This window comes from Streptomyces sp. NPDC017225 (assembly GCF_044331465.1).
GTDB lineage: Bacteria > Actinomycetota > Actinomycetes > Streptomycetales > Streptomycetaceae > Streptomyces.
This window is the reverse complement of sequence record NZ_JBIRNE010000020.1, coordinates 16441-31657: the sequence shown is the minus strand read 5'-3', so window position 1 is coordinate 31657 and position 15217 is coordinate 16441. Positions and strand designations below refer to the sequence as shown.

The following is a 15217-nucleotide window of genomic DNA, read 5'->3' as shown; positions in this document are numbered from 1 at the left end:
TGTCGGGCGGGCGAGACGGGCGTCAGAACTTGATTCCGCCGAGGAGGCCCGCCAGGCTCTCGCCGCCTGCCTTGATGCTCGGGGCGATGGCCGTACTCGCCAGGTAGAAGCCGAAGAGGACCGCGACCAGCGCGTGCGAGGCCTTCAGGCCGTCCTTTCGGAAGAAGATGAAGACGACGATGCCGAGCAGGACCACGCCTGAGATCGAGAGGATCATGTGAGTTCTCCTGGTTCGCGGGGACAGTCACCATGAGTACTTCCAGGATCACAGCATGTATCCATACGATAAAAGGTGCAAATGGGGGAAATTCGCCCGAATTACCCCGTGCGGCGGAGCGGCTCGTTGGGCCGGTTGAGCAGGGCTGTTGCGCCCCGCCGGGTCCTTGCTGATCTTTACCTCGGGCACCTCGGCCCATGTGTCGCGCGAGCCAGTACCCTGGCGATTCACTCGCACGGCGGCACCGCTCGCGGCCGTGCGCCCACGCAGTCCCCGACGTTTGTCACGTTCGACGCGCCGTCGCGTCCGAAACGTCCGTAGTGAGAGGTGGTCCGGCCGATGAGTGAAGCCCCCGACCCGGAGGTCGTGGAGCTGGCGACCAAGATCTTCGATCTGGCCCGGCAGGGGCGGACCGAGGAACTGGTGGCGTATGTGGACGCCGGCGTTCCGGCCAATCTCACCAACGACCGCGGGGACTCCCTCGTCATGCTCGCCGCGTACCACGGCCACGCCGAGGCGGTGCGCGCGCTGCTGGCCCGTGGCGCCGAGGCCGACCGCGTCAACGACCGGGGCCAGACCCCGCTCGCCGGAGCGGCCTTCAAGGGGGAGACGGATGTGACCAGGGCGCTTCTGGAAGCCGGCGCGGACCCGTCCGCGGGCACCCCGTCGGCCGTCGACACGGCGCGGATGTTCGCCCGGACGGAGCTGCTGGAGCTGTTCGGCGTCCAGTGAGCGGACATCGGCCCGGATCGGCTCCGGGTCTGCTCCGCACATTCTGACCAGGGAAAACACCAAAAACGGGGGAGGCGGTACCGGGCCGCCGAAATTTCGGTCGCGGCAGATGTGACCGCCGGGTCATCATGACGACGTGGTTCACGGACGCGATGGCTGGGCAGGTGTTGCCGCACCGCGCGGGCCGTGACACGGCCCGCACGGGCCATCGACGAGAGGCAGAGGAACATGGTCTTCGGCAAGCAAGAGACGGCGGGCGCTCCGACGTGTTGGCACACGGCCAGGTAACGCGTGTTCCCCGGTTGCGTCGACGCTTGATGTGAGGCTGTTTCCCATGTTCGATCCGGTCATAGCGCCCAGCGGTACGCTGCTCGGCCTGCTTCAGCGGGGTCGCGGCGACGGCACGCTGCATGCGCTCACCGCTCCGCGCTCCGAAGCGCTCGCGGCACTGAACCACTGTGTGCTGCGCGATCCCCGCCACGACTGGCAGGTGGAGAACCGCTCCCTCTACTACGCCCGCCTCTACCTCGACCTGAACGGCGAGCTGGACGCGATCGAGGCCCACCTCTTCGACCCCGAGGACGTCCTCGACGCCGACGAGTCACGTACCGGGCTCGCCCTCGCGGTTCTCGGCCACCTCGCCTCCTACGGGAGGCTGGACGCGCTCGCGCTGCTGCGCAGGTACGCCGCCCACGGCGTCAACTGGGCATGGGCGCTGGACGAGCTGGCGCTGCGCGACGACGACGCAGGCCTGCGCTCCCTCGCCGCGCCCGTCCTGGCACGCTTCCCGCGCGACCCCGAGGGCGACGCCGAACTGGCCGTCGCCGTGCGGGACGCCTTCGAACCCCGGCCCTGGCGGCTGTGGGCCGAGGATCCGCGCGAATCGATCGCCACGCGTGTGCGTGCCGCCCACGAGACGGGCAGCTTCGACCGATGGCAGCGCCAGATGAGCCCCACCGGTCCGCGTCCGGGCTGGAGCGTGCGGGCCGTGTTCGAGTGGGCCCAGCAGGGCGTCGAGCGCGGCGTCCCGCTCCATGTGCCGGCCGCCCGGTGTCTCACGGCCGTCGCCGGGCCCGATGACCGGCCCGAGATCGTCGAGGCCGCGCGGTCCGGCGACGAGGGCGCCCGCTGCACCGCCCTGCGTTATCTCGCCGACGGCAATGATCCGGACGCCCTCGACCTGATCGAGGGTGCCGTGGGCACCGGCTCGGCGCCGGTCGTGGAGGCCGCCGTCGCCGCCTTCGAGCGCATGCGCGGCCTCGCCGCCGTCGACCTGGCGCGCCGCTGGGTGCACCGGCCCGACGCCCTGGGTGCCGCCGCCGGGCGCGTCCTCGCCTGCCGGGGCGGAGCGCGGGACCGCGACCTCGTCCTCGCCGCGCTGCGGGAGGCGGTGCGCGGAGAAGGCCCCGACGCGCCGACCCTGTGGACCCTCGTCGACGGCACCGGCCGGCTCGGCATCGTCTGCGCCGCCCCCGTACTGCGCCACATCTACCGCGAGACCGCCTCCTCCCACCTGAGAGGCCGGGCAGCCCGTGCGCTGGCCGCCACCGACCCGTCCTTCGCCGCCGCCTTCGCCATCGAGTGCCTGTGGGACTGCGAGGAGACCACCCGCGAACTCGCCGCCCGCCATGCCGAGACCGGCGACAACCGCGTCGTCGAACGGCTGCGCAGGCTCGCCGCCGACCCGGCCGAGGAGGACGAGGTCCAGACGGCCGTACGCAGCCGCTTCGGACCGGACGCACCCGCCGTGTGAGCCGGACGCACCCGTGGTGCGAGGCGGACGCACCCGCCGTACGAGGCGGCCGGAGAGGCTGGGTGAGCCGGCCGGGGACCGCTGTGCGGGCGGGTGCGACGCCGTGTGCCGCCCGGTCGACGTCGTGTGCTCGCCCGGCCGTTGCATGTGCTCGCCAAGCCCTCGCCGTGTGCTCGCCGGCCCTCCCGCGACGGTCCGTCGGGCGGCGGGCCCTTCCGTCCCTCCCGTGTGAACGACGGATGACCCGCGGGCCAGGCGGGTATGGCCGCGGACCGGCCCGCTCGGGCGGGCAGGGCAACGCTCATGACACGTTCCTCGGCCGGAAAGATCGACGTTGACGCGAGCACGTCCAGTCCGGCGACAACACCGGTATGCGTGTCGTCATCGTGACCGAATCCTTTCCCCCCGATGTGAACGGCGTGGCCCACTGCACGCTCCAGACCGCCCGGCACCTCGTCGACCGGGGCCACGACTGCGTCGTCGTCGCCCCGGCCACCGCCCCCGGCGACGCGGCGGACTCCGCCGCGCCGTGCCCCCTCGTCCGGATCCCCTCCCTCCCGCTCCCCGGCTACCCCCAGGTCCGCGTCGCGCTGCCCAGCCGGCGGGTGGCCGCCGCGATCGCCGGGCACCGCGCCGATCTCGTGCACCTGGCCAGTCCCTTCGTCCTCGGCGTCCGGGGCATGGCTGCCGCCGCCCGGCTCGGTGTCCCCGCCGTGGCCGTCTACCAGACCGACCTCGCCGGGTACGCCCGTACGTACATGGGGGCGGGCGAGGCGGCCGCCTGGCGGCGCATCCGCTCCGTGCACGCCGCCGCCGACCTCACCCTCGCCCCGTCCGGCGCGGCCCTGCACGACCTCCAGGCGCACGGCGTGCCCCGGGTCGCCCTGTGGCCGCGCGGGGTGGACACCGCCCGCTTCCGCCCCGACCGTCGTGACGAGACGCTCCGCCGCGAACTGGCCCCCGACGGCGAGCTGATCGTCGGTTACGTCGGACGGCTCGCCCCCGAGAAGCAGGTGGAGCTGCTCGCGGGTGTCTGCGCCCTGGACGGCGTGCGCGTCGTGGTCGTCGGTGACGGGCCCGGCCGGCCCGGCCTGGAACAGGCGCTGCCGGGCGCGGCCTTCCTCGGCCGCCGTACCGGCGACGACCTCGCCCGGGTCTTCGCCTCACTGGACGTCTTCGCGCACACCGGCCCCTTCGAGACGTTCTGCCAGACCGTCCAGGAGGCCATGGCGAGCGGGCTGCCCGTCGTCGCGCCCGCGGCGGGCGGTCCGCTGGACCTCGTCGTGCACGGGCGCACCGGACTGCTGGTGCCGCCGCGCGACGCCGCCGCCGTACGGGACGCGGTCTGGTCCCTGTCGGCCGACCCCGGGCTGCGGGCCGTGTACGGGGCGGCCGGGCGAGCCGCCGTGGAGGGGCGCACCTGGGCGGCCGTCGGCGACCGGCTGATCGGGCACTACACGGACGTACTCGCCTCGCGGAAGGCGGTGCTGGCGGCATGAGCGCGCTGCGGATCGTCCGGCTCGCCAACTTCGTCGCCCCCGCGTCCGGCGGCCTGCGCACCGCCCTGCGGGAGCTGGGCGAGGGCTTCCGGGCGGCGGGACACGAACCCGTCCTCATCGTTCCCGGAGAGCACGCCGACGACCGGGAGACCGCGCAGGGCCGGGTGATCACCCTCCCGGGACCGCTGCTGCCGGGCACCGGCGGATACCGGGTCCTGACCGACCGGCGGCGCGTGGCCGCGCTGCTGGAGGGGCTGGCACCCGACCGCCTGGAGGTGTCCGACCGCACGACGCTGCGCTGGACCGGCAGGTGGGCCCGGCGGGCCAGGGTCCCGGCCGTGGTGGTCTCCCACGAGACCACCGACGGGGTGCTGCGCACCTGGGGCCTGCCCGAGCGGACCGCCCGGCGCACGGCCGACGCCCTCAACATCCGCACGGCGCACACCTACGCGCGCGTGGTGTGCACCACGGAGTTCGCCGAGCGGGAGTTCGTCCGCATCGGGGCCCGCAACGTCGTACGGGCGCCCCTGGGCGTCGACCTGGCCGGGCGGCACCCGGCGCTGCGCGATCCGGCGCTGCGCGCCCGGCACGCGCGCGGGGACGAGACCCTGCTGGTGATGTGCTCCCGGCTGTCCGTGGAGAAACGGCCCGGTAGGGCACTCGACGCGCTGTCGGCGCTCCGGCGGCGCGGCGAACGGGCGGTACTGGTGGTGGCCGGCGACGGACCGTCGCGCCCGCGGCTCGAACAGCGGGCCCGGGAGCGCGGGCTGCCGGTGACCTTCCTCGGACACGTCGCCGACCGCGCTCTGCTCGGCGCGCTCCAGGCGTCCGCCGACGTGTGCCTGGCGCCCGGACCCGCCGAGACCTTCGGACTCGCCGCGCTGGAGGCGATGGCGTGCGGCACGCCCGTGGTGGCGAGCGCGTCGTCGGCGCTGCCGGAGGTGATCGGCGCCGCCGGAGCCGTCGCCGACGACCACGGGGAGGCCTTCGCGGACGCCGTGGGCCTGCTCCTCGAACGCCGGGAGGCGGACCGGCGGGAGGCGGCACGCGCGCGGGCGGAGTGCTTCGGCTGGGGCGCGGCGGTCGAGGCGTTCCTGGCCGCGCACGACGCGACGGCGCCCGCGCACGACGTACTGCCCGGGGCCGTGTCCTGACACGCGTCCGGTTCGTGGCTCTCGGCGACTCGCTGACCGAGGGAGTGGGCGACCCACTGGGGGACGGGTGGCGCGGCTGGGCCGCGCTGCTCGCCGCCGGGCTCGCCGAGGAGCCCGCGGAGGTCACCAACCTCGCCCTCGGCGGGGCGCAGACCCGTGACGTGGCCCAGCGGCAGCTGCCCGCCCCTCTCGCCCTGCGGCCCGACGTGGTGTCCGTGGTCGTCGGCGTCAACAACACCCTGCGCCGCGCCTTCGACCTCGGCGCCGCCCGGCTTGACACGGTGTACGCCGCCTTCACCGAGCAGGGGGCGCTGCTCCTCACGGCGTGTCTGCCGGATCCCGGGGCGATGCCCGGGCCGGCGGGCGCGCCGGCCCGCTCGCCGGTCCGGCGGCAACGGGTGGTCAACGCCGTGATGCACGCCCTGTCCGACCGGTACGGGGCCGTGCACCTGCACGCGTGCGAGGGCGACTCGATCACGGACCGCGCGATACGGACCGCGCGATACGGAGCGCGGACCGGCTGCACCCCGGCGAGCGGGGGCCACCGGCAGCTGGCCCCGCGCTTCCACGCGCTGCTCGCCGCGAGCGGCGACGCGACGGGACCCGCGCCCTCGCCCGAGAACGACGTTCCCGCTCCCACCAGGTCGGCGAGCCTGTGGCGGCCGGCCACCGCCGGCACCGGCTGGGCGGCCCGGCGCTGCGCCGACCTCCTGCCCAGCCTGCTCACCCTGGCCGCCGACGAACCGCGCCACCACGCGCGCGGGACGAGTGCCCGGCTCGACCTGCGCACGTCCGCCGCGGTCTCCGCCGCCCTGGCGGCCCTGTCGACGACGAAGCGCCCGGAGGCGGCGTGAAGCCGCAGTCGGCGGGGCATCCTCGCTCGGATCCAGGACTGTGGGGGATCGCTCAACGATCCCTCAGTACCCACATTGTTTCGTTCAGGCATCTGCGATTGAATTCCGGGCATGGCAGAGCAGTTGACGGGACTGGCGGACGACCGGGCCCTCCTCGGGCGGACCAGCACCGCCGAGCGCGTTTCCGACATCCTCCGGAGCCGGATCGCCGAGGGCTACTTCCCGCCCGGGACCCGGCTGTCGGAGGACAGCATCGGGGGCGCGCTCGGGGTCTCGCGCAACACGCTGCGCGAGTCGTTCCGGCTGCTCACCCATGAACGTCTGCTCGTCCACGAGCTGAACCGGGGCGTCTTCGTCCGGGTCCTGACCGTCGAGGACGTCGAGGACATCTACCGCACCCGCGCCCTCGTCGAGTGCGCCGTGGTCCGGGGTCTCGGAGAGCCGCCGTACGTCCTGGACGGCCTCGCCGGGGCCGTCGAGGACGGGCGGCTGGCGGCCCGCGAAGGCGACTGGAAAGGTGTGGGTACCGCCAACATCCACTTCCACCGGGAACTGGTGGCCCTCGCCGGCAGCGAACGCACGGACGAGCTGATGCGCAGCGTCTTCGCCGAACTGCGCCTCGCCTTCCACGTAGTGGACGACCCGCGGCGCCTGCACGAGCCGTACATCGCGCGGAACGCCGAGCTCCTCGAGGTCCTGGAGACCGGTGGGCGGGAGAGGGCGGAGCGGCTGCTCGCGGTCTACCTCGAGAACTCGCTGAAGCGGGTCGTGGAGGTCTACCTGCGGCGGGTCGGGGACGAGGGATAGGCCCAGCAGGTCACACCGCGGGCGGGACCGCGAACCGGGACCGCGAACCGGAACCGGGAGCGGGCGGCGCCTGTCGCGTCGGGGCCCATCTGTGCCGTTTGGGAGGTTGTCAGACCGAGGACCTAGTCTGTGCACCGTGACTTCGCCTGCATCGACGGACAGCGTTCCGCCCCAGCTCAGCGCGGGGCCGCGCCCTGCCCCGGGCCCGGCCGCCGACGAGGGACTGGCGCGGCGGCTGCGCGCGCTCGCCTGCACGGCGCCGCTGCACGACCTCGACGCGCGCAAGGCCAACCTCGCCGGCGAGTACTCGGTGTACGGCATGGCGGAGGTCGCCCTCTCCGCCATCGACCTCGTCACGCTGAACATGGACTTCGACACGGGCGCCGACCACGACCAGATAGTGGCCCGGCTCATCCCGCGCGTCGCCGCCCAGGCACCGGCACGGCCCGCCGCCGAGCACGAGCGGGTGGCCCGCTGGGTCCTGGAGAATCTGATCAACGTCGGCAGCGTCGACCGAGGCTTCCGCGCGGTGTACGGCACCTTCGGACCGGACGGCACCTACGTGCGCCGCGACTACGACTTCAAACTGCTGGAGGAGGTCCCCGGCCCCGGCGGCACCGTTTACCTGCGCACCACGGACGAGGCGGTCAACGTCCTCGTCGGCGCCCTGGACACCGACGTCACCAGCGCCCAGATCGCCGCCGAGGTCAAGCTGGAGGTGCTGATCAGCCGCGGCCGCCTCGCCGACGCCCAGCTCGCCGCCGAGCAGGCCCGGTACCGGACCGTGCAGTACTCGGAGACCCTGCGCAGAGCCCTGGACGCCACCCGGCGCAACGTCCGCGCGGTGGACTGGCTGAGCGCCGTCCCCGACATGATCGCCGAGGCCCTGGAGCACGTCGCCGACCGGTACCGCCACGAGAACGCGATCCTCACCAACATCCGCAAGGCCCGCGACGAGTCCGAGGACCCCGAGCAGAAGCGCCGCGCGGCCGAGCTCGTCGACATCGTCAAGGACTGCATCCGCCGCCACACCCAGCTCCAGTCCCGGCTCCTGGAAGCGGGTCCGCTCTTCCGCGCCGAACAGGACCGGCAGGCCTTCGCCACCCCCCTGACCACCTCGGGCCTGGACCTCTACGGCCATCTCGTCGCCCCCGTCCTGCCGCTGCCCCTGGAGCGGGCACTCCGCGTCACCGACGCCTTCTTCGCGCGCGGCACCGGTCTGCGCACGCCCGTCTCCGTCCGGGTCGGCGACCTCGTCGACATTCTCCTGACGCCGCCCGTGGAGCGGGAGCACCTGGGCGCCGAGATGCCGGAACCCGACCTGATCGCCACTCCGGACGACAGCCGCTTCAGCGAGGAACAGCTCGCCGCGGCCATGGAGTTGCTCGACCTGCCGCACGACGCGCCACGCCGGCTGTCTGGGCTGCTGGCCGACGCGCGCGCCCGGGACACGGAACTGCCCTACCTCGTCGCCCTGCTGGCCGTCCACGCGGCCAGCCCACCGGTCGGCACCGCCTACCGGCAGGGCGAGCCGAAGCTGTTGTTCGCCGTGGACGACGGCACCGAGCTGGACGACCCCGAGTTCGGCGGCGCCGACCTCATCGTCGGCACCGCACTGCTGGACGCGGCAGGGATGGCCGCGGACCGCACGGAGGCGGCATGACCGGCTCCCACGACCTCGACCCCGAGCAACAGCACAGCGAGCGACAGCACAGCGAGCAAGAGCCCAGCAAGGAGTACCGACCGTGACCGAGCACGTCGACCGGAGCGAACCGGAGGCGGGTGCCACGCCGGCCACGGCGGCCGTCACGCCCGCCGACGCCGCCGACGCGGCGCGGCTCGTCGCCTTCGGCCTCCAGCCCAAGCTGCTGCCCGCGCGTGACCAGGAGTACGCCGACCTGCTGCGCCGGTACCGCGAGGACCCGCCCTTCGCCCGGCTCGCCGACGCCGTGGCGGCCGGCCTCGGGCTGATCGTCCTGGAGGTGTCCCCGCGCGCGGGGATGGCCGTGACCGCAGCCGAGGACTCGGTGTTCGCCGTCCGCATGGGCGACTACGCGCGGCGTGCCGCCACCGACTCCGGCGACCGCTTCCTGCACGGCCTCGCCCACCTCGCGCTCGCCGCCATGGCCTACCCGCGCCCCGAGGACCTCGCCGACGACGGCTACATCGGCCGCGTCACGGTCAACGGCGTCGACGCCTTCGTCCGCCAGGCCTGCCGGCGACTGGAGGAGCGGGCGGAGGAGCAGGGCGAGAACACCGACCCGGCCACCGACGCCCCGGGGCTGGAGGCCGCCTGGCGGATCTGGGCCAGACGCAGTTCGACCGGCGCCACCAAGGACGCGCGCAGACTCCCGGGCTCCACCACCGGCATCGTCGGCAAGGCCGCGGCGTTCCTCACCGAGTCCGGCTTCCTCCAGCGCACCGGCGACGACAACGGCGGCACGTACCGCACGACCGCCCGCTACCAGCTCCAGGTGCGTGACATGGCGGGCAGCGCGGCCATGGCCGAGCTCCTCGGCCTCGGCGTCGTCCCGGTGACCGACGGCACCGCGACGCTGCTGCCCGCCGAGGAGACGGAAGACCTGGAGCTGGTCGCCGACGCCGGACTGCCCTTCCACTCCTCCTGACACCCCTCACGTCCCCGCACCCCACTGTCACGAAGACTTACGAGAGTCCGCCATGTACGAGCTGTCCCGGGTCCGCCTCTACTCCATCGGACCCGCCGGTGCGCGCTACGCCGACACCGTGCTTGACCTGCGTGGTGTGGGCGAGCCCGTGCCCGACCCCGCGCCCACGCAGGCGGAGTTCTTCGAGGAGGAGCCCGTCGGCCCGCCGCGCCGCCCCGCGCCCGCCGGCGTCCTGTTCCTGGAGAACGGCGGCGGCAAGTCCGTCCTGCTCAAGCTGATCTTCTCGGTGATGCTGCCGGGCCATCGAAACACCCTGGGCGGCGCCAGCTCCGGAGTGCTGCGCAAGTTCCTGCTCGCCGACGACTGCGGCCACGTGGCGCTGGAGTGGCAGCACGTGCAGACCGGCGAGTGCGTCGTCGTCGGCAAGGCCAGCGAGTGGCGCGGACGTCAGGTCTCGGGCGACCCCCGTAAGTTCGCCGAGGCCTGGTACTCCTTCCGGCCCGGCCCCGGACTGACCCTGGACAACCTGCCCGTCGCCGAGGCCACCGCCGTCCGCCCGCCCGTCGAGGGCGTCTCCGGCGCCCACGGCCGACGGCGCACCATGAAGGGCTTCCGGGACGCGATCACCGAGGCAGGCAAGGCCTACCCGCACCTGGAGGTGCACTGGGAGGAGATCCACGACCGCTGGGTCGAGCACCTCACGGAGCTCGGCCTCGACCCCGAACTCTTCCGCTACCAGCGTGAGATGAACGCCGACGAGGGCGAGGCCGCCGGCCTCTTCGCGGTCAAGAAGGACTCCGACTTCACCGATCTGCTGCTGCGCGCCGTCACCGACACCCGCGACACCGACGGACTCGCCGACCTGGTCGGCGGCTTCGGCAGCAAGCTGGGCCGGCGCGCCGAGCTGATCGCCGAACGCGACTTCACCGCCGGGTCCGTCGATCTGCTCGGCCGGATCGTCGAGGCCGCGGACGCACGCTCGCGCGCGCGGGACGTCCACACCGCCGCCGAACGCCGGACCAGGACCCTGGCCCGGCGGCTCACCGCCCGCGGCACCCGGGAACGGGCCCGGGCCGGCGACCTCGCCCAGCGGGTCACCGCCGCCGCGTACTCCGTCACGCACACCGAGTCGGCCCGCGACCGCAGCGGCCTCATCGCCGCCGAACTCGCCTACCGGCACGCCTCACTGGCCCTGACCGCGGCCGAGAAGTCGGCCGCCGCGCAGAAGCGCGAACTCGCCGACGCGCGCACCCTGCACTCCGCCTGGCAGGCCGCCGAGGCCGTCCTGCGGCACCGCGTCGCCGCCGACCGCGTCGCCCGCGTGTCCGCCGCGATCCAGGAGGCCGAGCGGGACGCGGCCCCCGCGCTCGCCGCCCGCGCCAAGGCGGCCGTCGAGCTCGTCCGCGCCCTGCACGCGGCGGCCGGCAAGGCCGAGCACCACGCCAACGAGGAGGAGGAGCGTTCCGCGTCCCTCCAGGAGGTCAGCGACGCCGCGCACCGCGACTCCACCACCGCCGCCACCGAGGTCCAGCGGGCCCGCAGCGAGGCCGGACACCTGCGCCAGCGACTCACCGAGGTCGAGCAGGAGACCGCCGAAGCGGTCCGGGCCGGCTGGCTCGACGACACCGCGCCCGACGCCGACCCCGCCCGTGCCGCCCTCGCGGCCAGTGACGCCGAGAGGAGCGCGGTCGAGGCATGGGACACGACCCGCGAGACGGCACGCCGGGCCACGGAGCACGCGCGCGAGGCAGCCGCCGCCGAGAGCCGCGCCGAACTGACGGCGGCCCGGGCGGCGGACGCGGCCACCGCGGCCGGACACGCCCACGAGGCCGAGCGCCGCACGGCCGAGGCACTGGCGGCCGAGGAGCGGCTGGCGGACCTGCTCGGCCTGGCCGCCGAGACCCGCCCCGGCATCCCCCGGCCCCGCCAGGACACCGGCCACGATTCCGCCGCCGAGGCCGAGGGCGTCGACGGCGCGCTGACCCCCGAGGAACTCGACCGCTTCGCCGACGAACTGCGCGAACTGCTCGACGACACCGTCACCTCCGCCGAACGCCAGCTGTTCGACCTGCGCACCGCCGCCGCCGACGACTCCCGCATCCTCGGCGCGCTCGGCGACGGCGGACTGCTGCCGCCCGGCCCGGACGTACTGGCCACCGTGGAGTTCCTCGGTGAGCACGGCATCCCCGCCCTGCCCGGCTGGCGCTACCTCGCGCAGGCCGTCGACCCCGCCGACCACGCGCGCGTGCTGGCCGCCCGCCCCGAGCTGGTCGACGGCGTGATCATCACCGACCCCGACTCGCACACCCGGGCCCGCGACGTCCTCGGCGACGCGGCCCTGCTGCCCCGCTCCGCCGTCGCCGTAGGCACGGCCGCCGCCCTGCTCGCGCCCACCCCGGCCCCGGACTCCGACACCGGGGACGTCTTCCTCGTACCGCCCAACCCCGCCATGCACGACGAGCACGCCGCCGACGAGGAGCGGCACGCCCTGCGCGCGCGGGCCACGGAGCGGGACGAGGAGATCCGCACCCTCGCGGCCCGGCTCGGCAAGGACCGGGAACTGGCGGCCCGGCTCGCCTCCTGGCGCACCGGCTGCCCCGCCGGACGCCTCACCGAGCTGGCGCGGACCGCCCAGGAGGCGCGCGCCTTCGCAGCGGAGACCGAGGCCGAGCTGACCGAGGCGCGCACGCTGCGGGCCGAGGCCGACGAGAGCGCCGCCGAGGCCGTACGGATGCGGGACGAGAGGCAGGAGACCGCGCAGAAGGCCCGCCGCGCCGCCGACGCTCTCGCCGGACTCGCCTTCCGGCTGCGCGAGCGAGCCGGCTGGCAGGTCAAGCTCCGTGAACTGGCCGACGAGGGCGCCGAGGCCGAGGCCCGCGCCCAGGCCTGCCTGCAGCGGGCCCGCGCCGCCGACGAGGACCGCCGCGCCGCCCAGCGCGCCGCCGACGACGCCCGCCGCACCGCCCGCGCGCTGCGCGCAGAGCGCTCCGAGATCGCCGGCGCCCCCGACGACGTACCCCCCGAAGCGCCCGAGAACGGCACGGACGCGCCGAAGGCGTCCCTGCCCGCCCTCCGGGAGGCCTACCGCGCGGCCTCCCAGCTCTACGAGAAGGTGGGCGTCGGCGCCGACCTGCGGGCCGAGCAGGCCCGCGCGGAGAGCGACGAGAGCGCGGCGCGCGCCGAGCTGGACCGGCTCAGCAACAAGGTCCGTACCCGGGCCGCGCAGTTGCTGGAGTCGCCCGACGGCTCCGACGGACCGTCCCGGCAGGCCGCCACCGCCCGCGCCGAGGAGCTGGTCCAGCTCCTGGAGACCCGCATGTCCAGCGCGAGCGAACAGCTCGGCCGGCTGCGCGGCGAGGCGGAACGGCACGCGCCCGAGGACGGCGACGCCCACACCGAACTCCCCGAGGAACTCCTCCCGCGCGACGCAGAGCACGCCCAGACCCTGCTGCGCACGGCGACCGCCGAACTCGCCTCCCGTACCGAGGCCCTCACCCAGGCCCGCGAGGCCCACGCCGAACTGCTCGACGCCCACCGCGCCGCCGAGGACGCGGCCGGCGGTTTCGACGAGATCGCCGTCATGCTCCGCGACCTGCTGCGCGAGCACGCGTCCGAGGAGGAGCCGGAGGAGCCGGAGCCCTACCCGGGCGGTCTGGAGGAGGCCCGCCAGTCCGCCGCCGAGGCCCGCCGCTCGCTGCGCGGCTGTGCCGCCGACCTGTCCGCCGCCGAGGCCGCTGTACGCGAGGCGAGCGACATCCTCGTCCGGCACGCCAACTCCACCCGCTACGAACAGGTCCGCACCCCCGCGCGCCAGCAGATCCGCGAGCTGCCCGCCGCCGCGCTGCCCGAGCACGCGGGCAAGTGGGCGGACGCCTTCGCACCCCGGCTCCGGGTCCTCACCGACGAACTGGCGCAGCTGGAGCGCAACCGCGACTCGATCGTGGACCGGCTGCGCGGCCTGGTCGAGTCGGCCCTCGCCACCCTCCGCTCCGCCCAGCGGCTGTCCCGGCTGCCGGAAGGTCTCGGCGAGTGGTCCGGGCAGGAGTTCCTGCGCATCCGCTTCGAGGAACCCGACCAGGCCACCCTGACCGAGCGGCTCGGCGAAGTCGTCGACGAAGCCACCCGCGCCGCCGTCAAGAAGAACTCCGACCTGCGCCGCGACGGCATGTCCCTGCTGCTGCGCGGTGTCGCCGCCGCCCTGGCGCCCAAGGGGGTCGCCGTCGAGATCCTCAAGCCCGACGCCGTACTGCGCGCCGAGCGCGTCCCCGTCGGCCAGATGGGCGACGTCTTCTCCGGCGGCCAGCTGCTCACCGCGGCCATCGCCCTGTACTGCACGATGGCCGCGCTCCGCAGCAACGACCGGGGCCGCGACCGGCACCGCCACGCCGGCACCCTGTTCCTCGACAACCCCATCGGCCGCGCCAACGCCACCTATCTGCTGGAGCTCCAGCGGGCCGTGTCCGACGCGCTGGGCGTCCAGCTCCTGTACACCACCGGCCTGTTCGACACGACCGCGCTCGCCGAGTTCCCGCTCGTCATCCGGCTGCGCAACGACGCCGACCTCCGGGCGGGCCTGAAGTACATCAACGTGGAGGAGCACCTGCGGCCGGGACTGCCCCAGCCGGCCCCGGCCGCCGAGGGCGGCGGCGAGGCGGTGCACAGCGAGATCACGGCGACCCGGATGTTCAAACGGCCCACCCAGTCACCCGCCTAGCCGTGCCGGGACTGCCCGGCTGATCCCGGCCGTCGAACCGCTGGTGGAACGGCTTCACCGACCGTGACAGGTACGCCCCGGACGCCACGACGTCCGGGGCGGACGGCCAGTCGCCCGAAACCCGGCCACTCAGGAGTGCGACAACCGCCCCGCGCCGCCCCGCCGGCGTATCCGCTCCTGCGTCCGCTCCGCGGAGCGGGCCTGCCGCCTGGCCCGGCGACGCTCCCGTCGCATGGCCCGCGCGGTGCTGCTCGGCATCGACACCACGCCGTGCCGCTGGTTCCAGACCTGCCGTGTCACCCAGACGTCCAGCACGCCCCACGTGGCCACCACCGTGCCCGTCACGCTGCCGATCACCATGGGGAACGCCAGCCAGGACCCCGCCATCGTGCACAGGAAGGCCACCATCGCCATGATCAGTGTCACGGCGACGACGAGCACCGCGCGTACGGCCGCGGTACGCACCGGATCCGGCAGGCGACGCCGCCGCGCGGGCTCCTCCGCCCACAACGGCCGGTAGGCCGACTGCCGCTCCCGCGCTTCCCGCCGGTCCGACTGCTTCGACCGGTCCGACTGCCTCGTCCGCTCCGGCCGTTCACGCGTCGGCGCGTCCGGCCCAGCCGTCATCGTGCCGCGATCCGGTTCCTCGGGGACCGAGGGGGCCGTCGATCCGGCCGCGCCGTCGTCCTCGGGCGCCCTGCGTCGCTCCGCCGTGCCCATCAACATGTCACTCCCCACCGCCAGCAGACAGCTCGCCCGCGTCCGAAGACCCGGCTCCCCTCTGGCTGCCCGGCTTGCGCTGCTTTACGCCGCCCGGGGGCGGGATGCGGCTCCTGTGGCCGATTCCGCCTCCATTTCCC

Annotated in this window: 10 protein-coding genes and 1 pseudogene; 9 read left to right on the top strand and 2 right to left on the bottom strand. The window is 74.6% G+C overall.

Annotated features, from left to right (window positions below; all coding sequences use genetic code 11):
• Positions 1-22: 22 nt before the first annotated feature.
• The gene (locus ACH4NX_RS31425) at positions 23-217 is read right to left on the bottom strand and encodes a hypothetical protein (protein WP_003977410.1); all 195 of its coding nucleotides are present in this window, start codon (positions 215-217) and stop codon (positions 23-25) included.
• 339 nt (positions 218-556) lie between these two features.
• Here ACH4NX_RS31425 and ACH4NX_RS31420 point away from each other — a divergent pair, with 339 nt between their 5' ends.
• From ACH4NX_RS31420 to ACH4NX_RS31380, 9 genes and pseudogenes are all read left to right on the top strand, one after another.
• On the top strand, positions 557-949 hold the full coding sequence (locus tag ACH4NX_RS31420) for an ankyrin repeat domain-containing protein (protein WP_351394491.1): 393 nt from the start codon (positions 557-559) through the stop codon (positions 947-949).
• Between the two features lie 334 nt (positions 950-1283).
• The gene (locus ACH4NX_RS31415; RefSeq protein ID WP_351394494.1) at positions 1284-2702 is read left to right on the top strand and encodes a HEAT repeat domain-containing protein; all 1419 of its coding nucleotides are present in this window, start codon (positions 1284-1286) and stop codon (positions 2700-2702) included.
• Between the two features lie 371 nt (positions 2703-3073).
• Positions 3074-4201 (top strand): glycosyltransferase family 4 protein, encoded by a 1128-nt coding sequence (locus ACH4NX_RS31410; RefSeq protein WP_398128352.1) that lies wholly within the window; start codon positions 3074-3076, stop codon positions 4199-4201.
• The gene (locus tag ACH4NX_RS31405; protein WP_351394500.1) at positions 4198-5355 is read left to right on the top strand and encodes a glycosyltransferase; all 1158 of its coding nucleotides are present in this window, start codon (positions 4198-4200) and stop codon (positions 5353-5355) included. The genes ACH4NX_RS31410 and ACH4NX_RS31405 overlap by 4 nt, the downstream gene beginning before the upstream one ends.
• Positions 5352-6209, top strand: a pseudogene (locus tag ACH4NX_RS31400) (SGNH/GDSL hydrolase family protein). Before ACH4NX_RS31405 ends, ACH4NX_RS31400 begins: the two are co-directional and overlap by 4 nt.
• Before the next feature lie 111 nt (positions 6210-6320).
• Entirely contained in the window at positions 6321-7016 is a 696-nt protein-coding gene (locus ACH4NX_RS31395) for a GntR family transcriptional regulator (RefSeq protein ID WP_351394503.1), read from the top strand.
• Positions 7017-7152: 136 nt separating this feature from the next.
• Positions 7153-8679 (top strand): hypothetical protein, encoded by a 1527-nt coding sequence (locus ACH4NX_RS31390; protein ID WP_351394506.1) that lies wholly within the window; start codon positions 7153-7155, stop codon positions 8677-8679.
• 82 nt (positions 8680-8761) lie between these two features.
• Positions 8762-9643, top strand: a complete 882-nt coding sequence (locus tag ACH4NX_RS31385) for a hypothetical protein (protein ID WP_351394509.1) — start codon at positions 8762-8764, stop codon at positions 9641-9643.
• 52 nt (positions 9644-9695) lie between these two features.
• Entirely contained in the window at positions 9696-14357 is a 4662-nt protein-coding gene (locus tag ACH4NX_RS31380) for a hypothetical protein (RefSeq protein ID WP_398128351.1), read from the top strand.
• 129 nt (positions 14358-14486) lie between these two features.
• Here ACH4NX_RS31380 and ACH4NX_RS31375 read toward each other — a convergent pair whose 3' ends face one another.
• The gene (locus ACH4NX_RS31375) at positions 14487-15077 is read right to left on the bottom strand and encodes a hypothetical protein (RefSeq protein WP_398128350.1); all 591 of its coding nucleotides are present in this window, start codon (positions 15075-15077) and stop codon (positions 14487-14489) included.
• Positions 15078-15217 lie beyond the last annotated feature (140 nt).

Coding starts and splice junctions, on each gene's coding strand:
- ACH4NX_RS31425 (WP_003977410.1), bottom strand. CDS start 217: ATGATCCTCTCGATCTCAGGCGTGGTCCTGCTCGGCATCGTCGTCTTC.
- ACH4NX_RS31420 (WP_351394491.1), top strand. CDS start 557: ATGAGTGAAGCCCCCGACCCGGAGGTCGTGGAGCTGGCGACCAAGATC.
- ACH4NX_RS31415 (WP_351394494.1), top strand. CDS start 1,284: ATGTTCGATCCGGTCATAGCGCCCAGCGGTACGCTGCTCGGCCTGCTT.
- ACH4NX_RS31410 (WP_398128352.1), top strand. CDS start 3,074: ATGCGTGTCGTCATCGTGACCGAATCCTTTCCCCCCGATGTGAACGGC.
- ACH4NX_RS31405 (WP_351394500.1), top strand. CDS start 4,198: ATGAGCGCGCTGCGGATCGTCCGGCTCGCCAACTTCGTCGCCCCCGCG.
- ACH4NX_RS31395 (WP_351394503.1), top strand. CDS start 6,321: ATGGCAGAGCAGTTGACGGGACTGGCGGACGACCGGGCCCTCCTCGGG.
- ACH4NX_RS31380 (WP_398128351.1), top strand. CDS start 9,696: ATGTACGAGCTGTCCCGGGTCCGCCTCTACTCCATCGGACCCGCCGGT.
- ACH4NX_RS31375 (WP_398128350.1), bottom strand. CDS start 15,077: ATGGGCACGGCGGAGCGACGCAGGGCGCCCGAGGACGACGGCGCGGCC.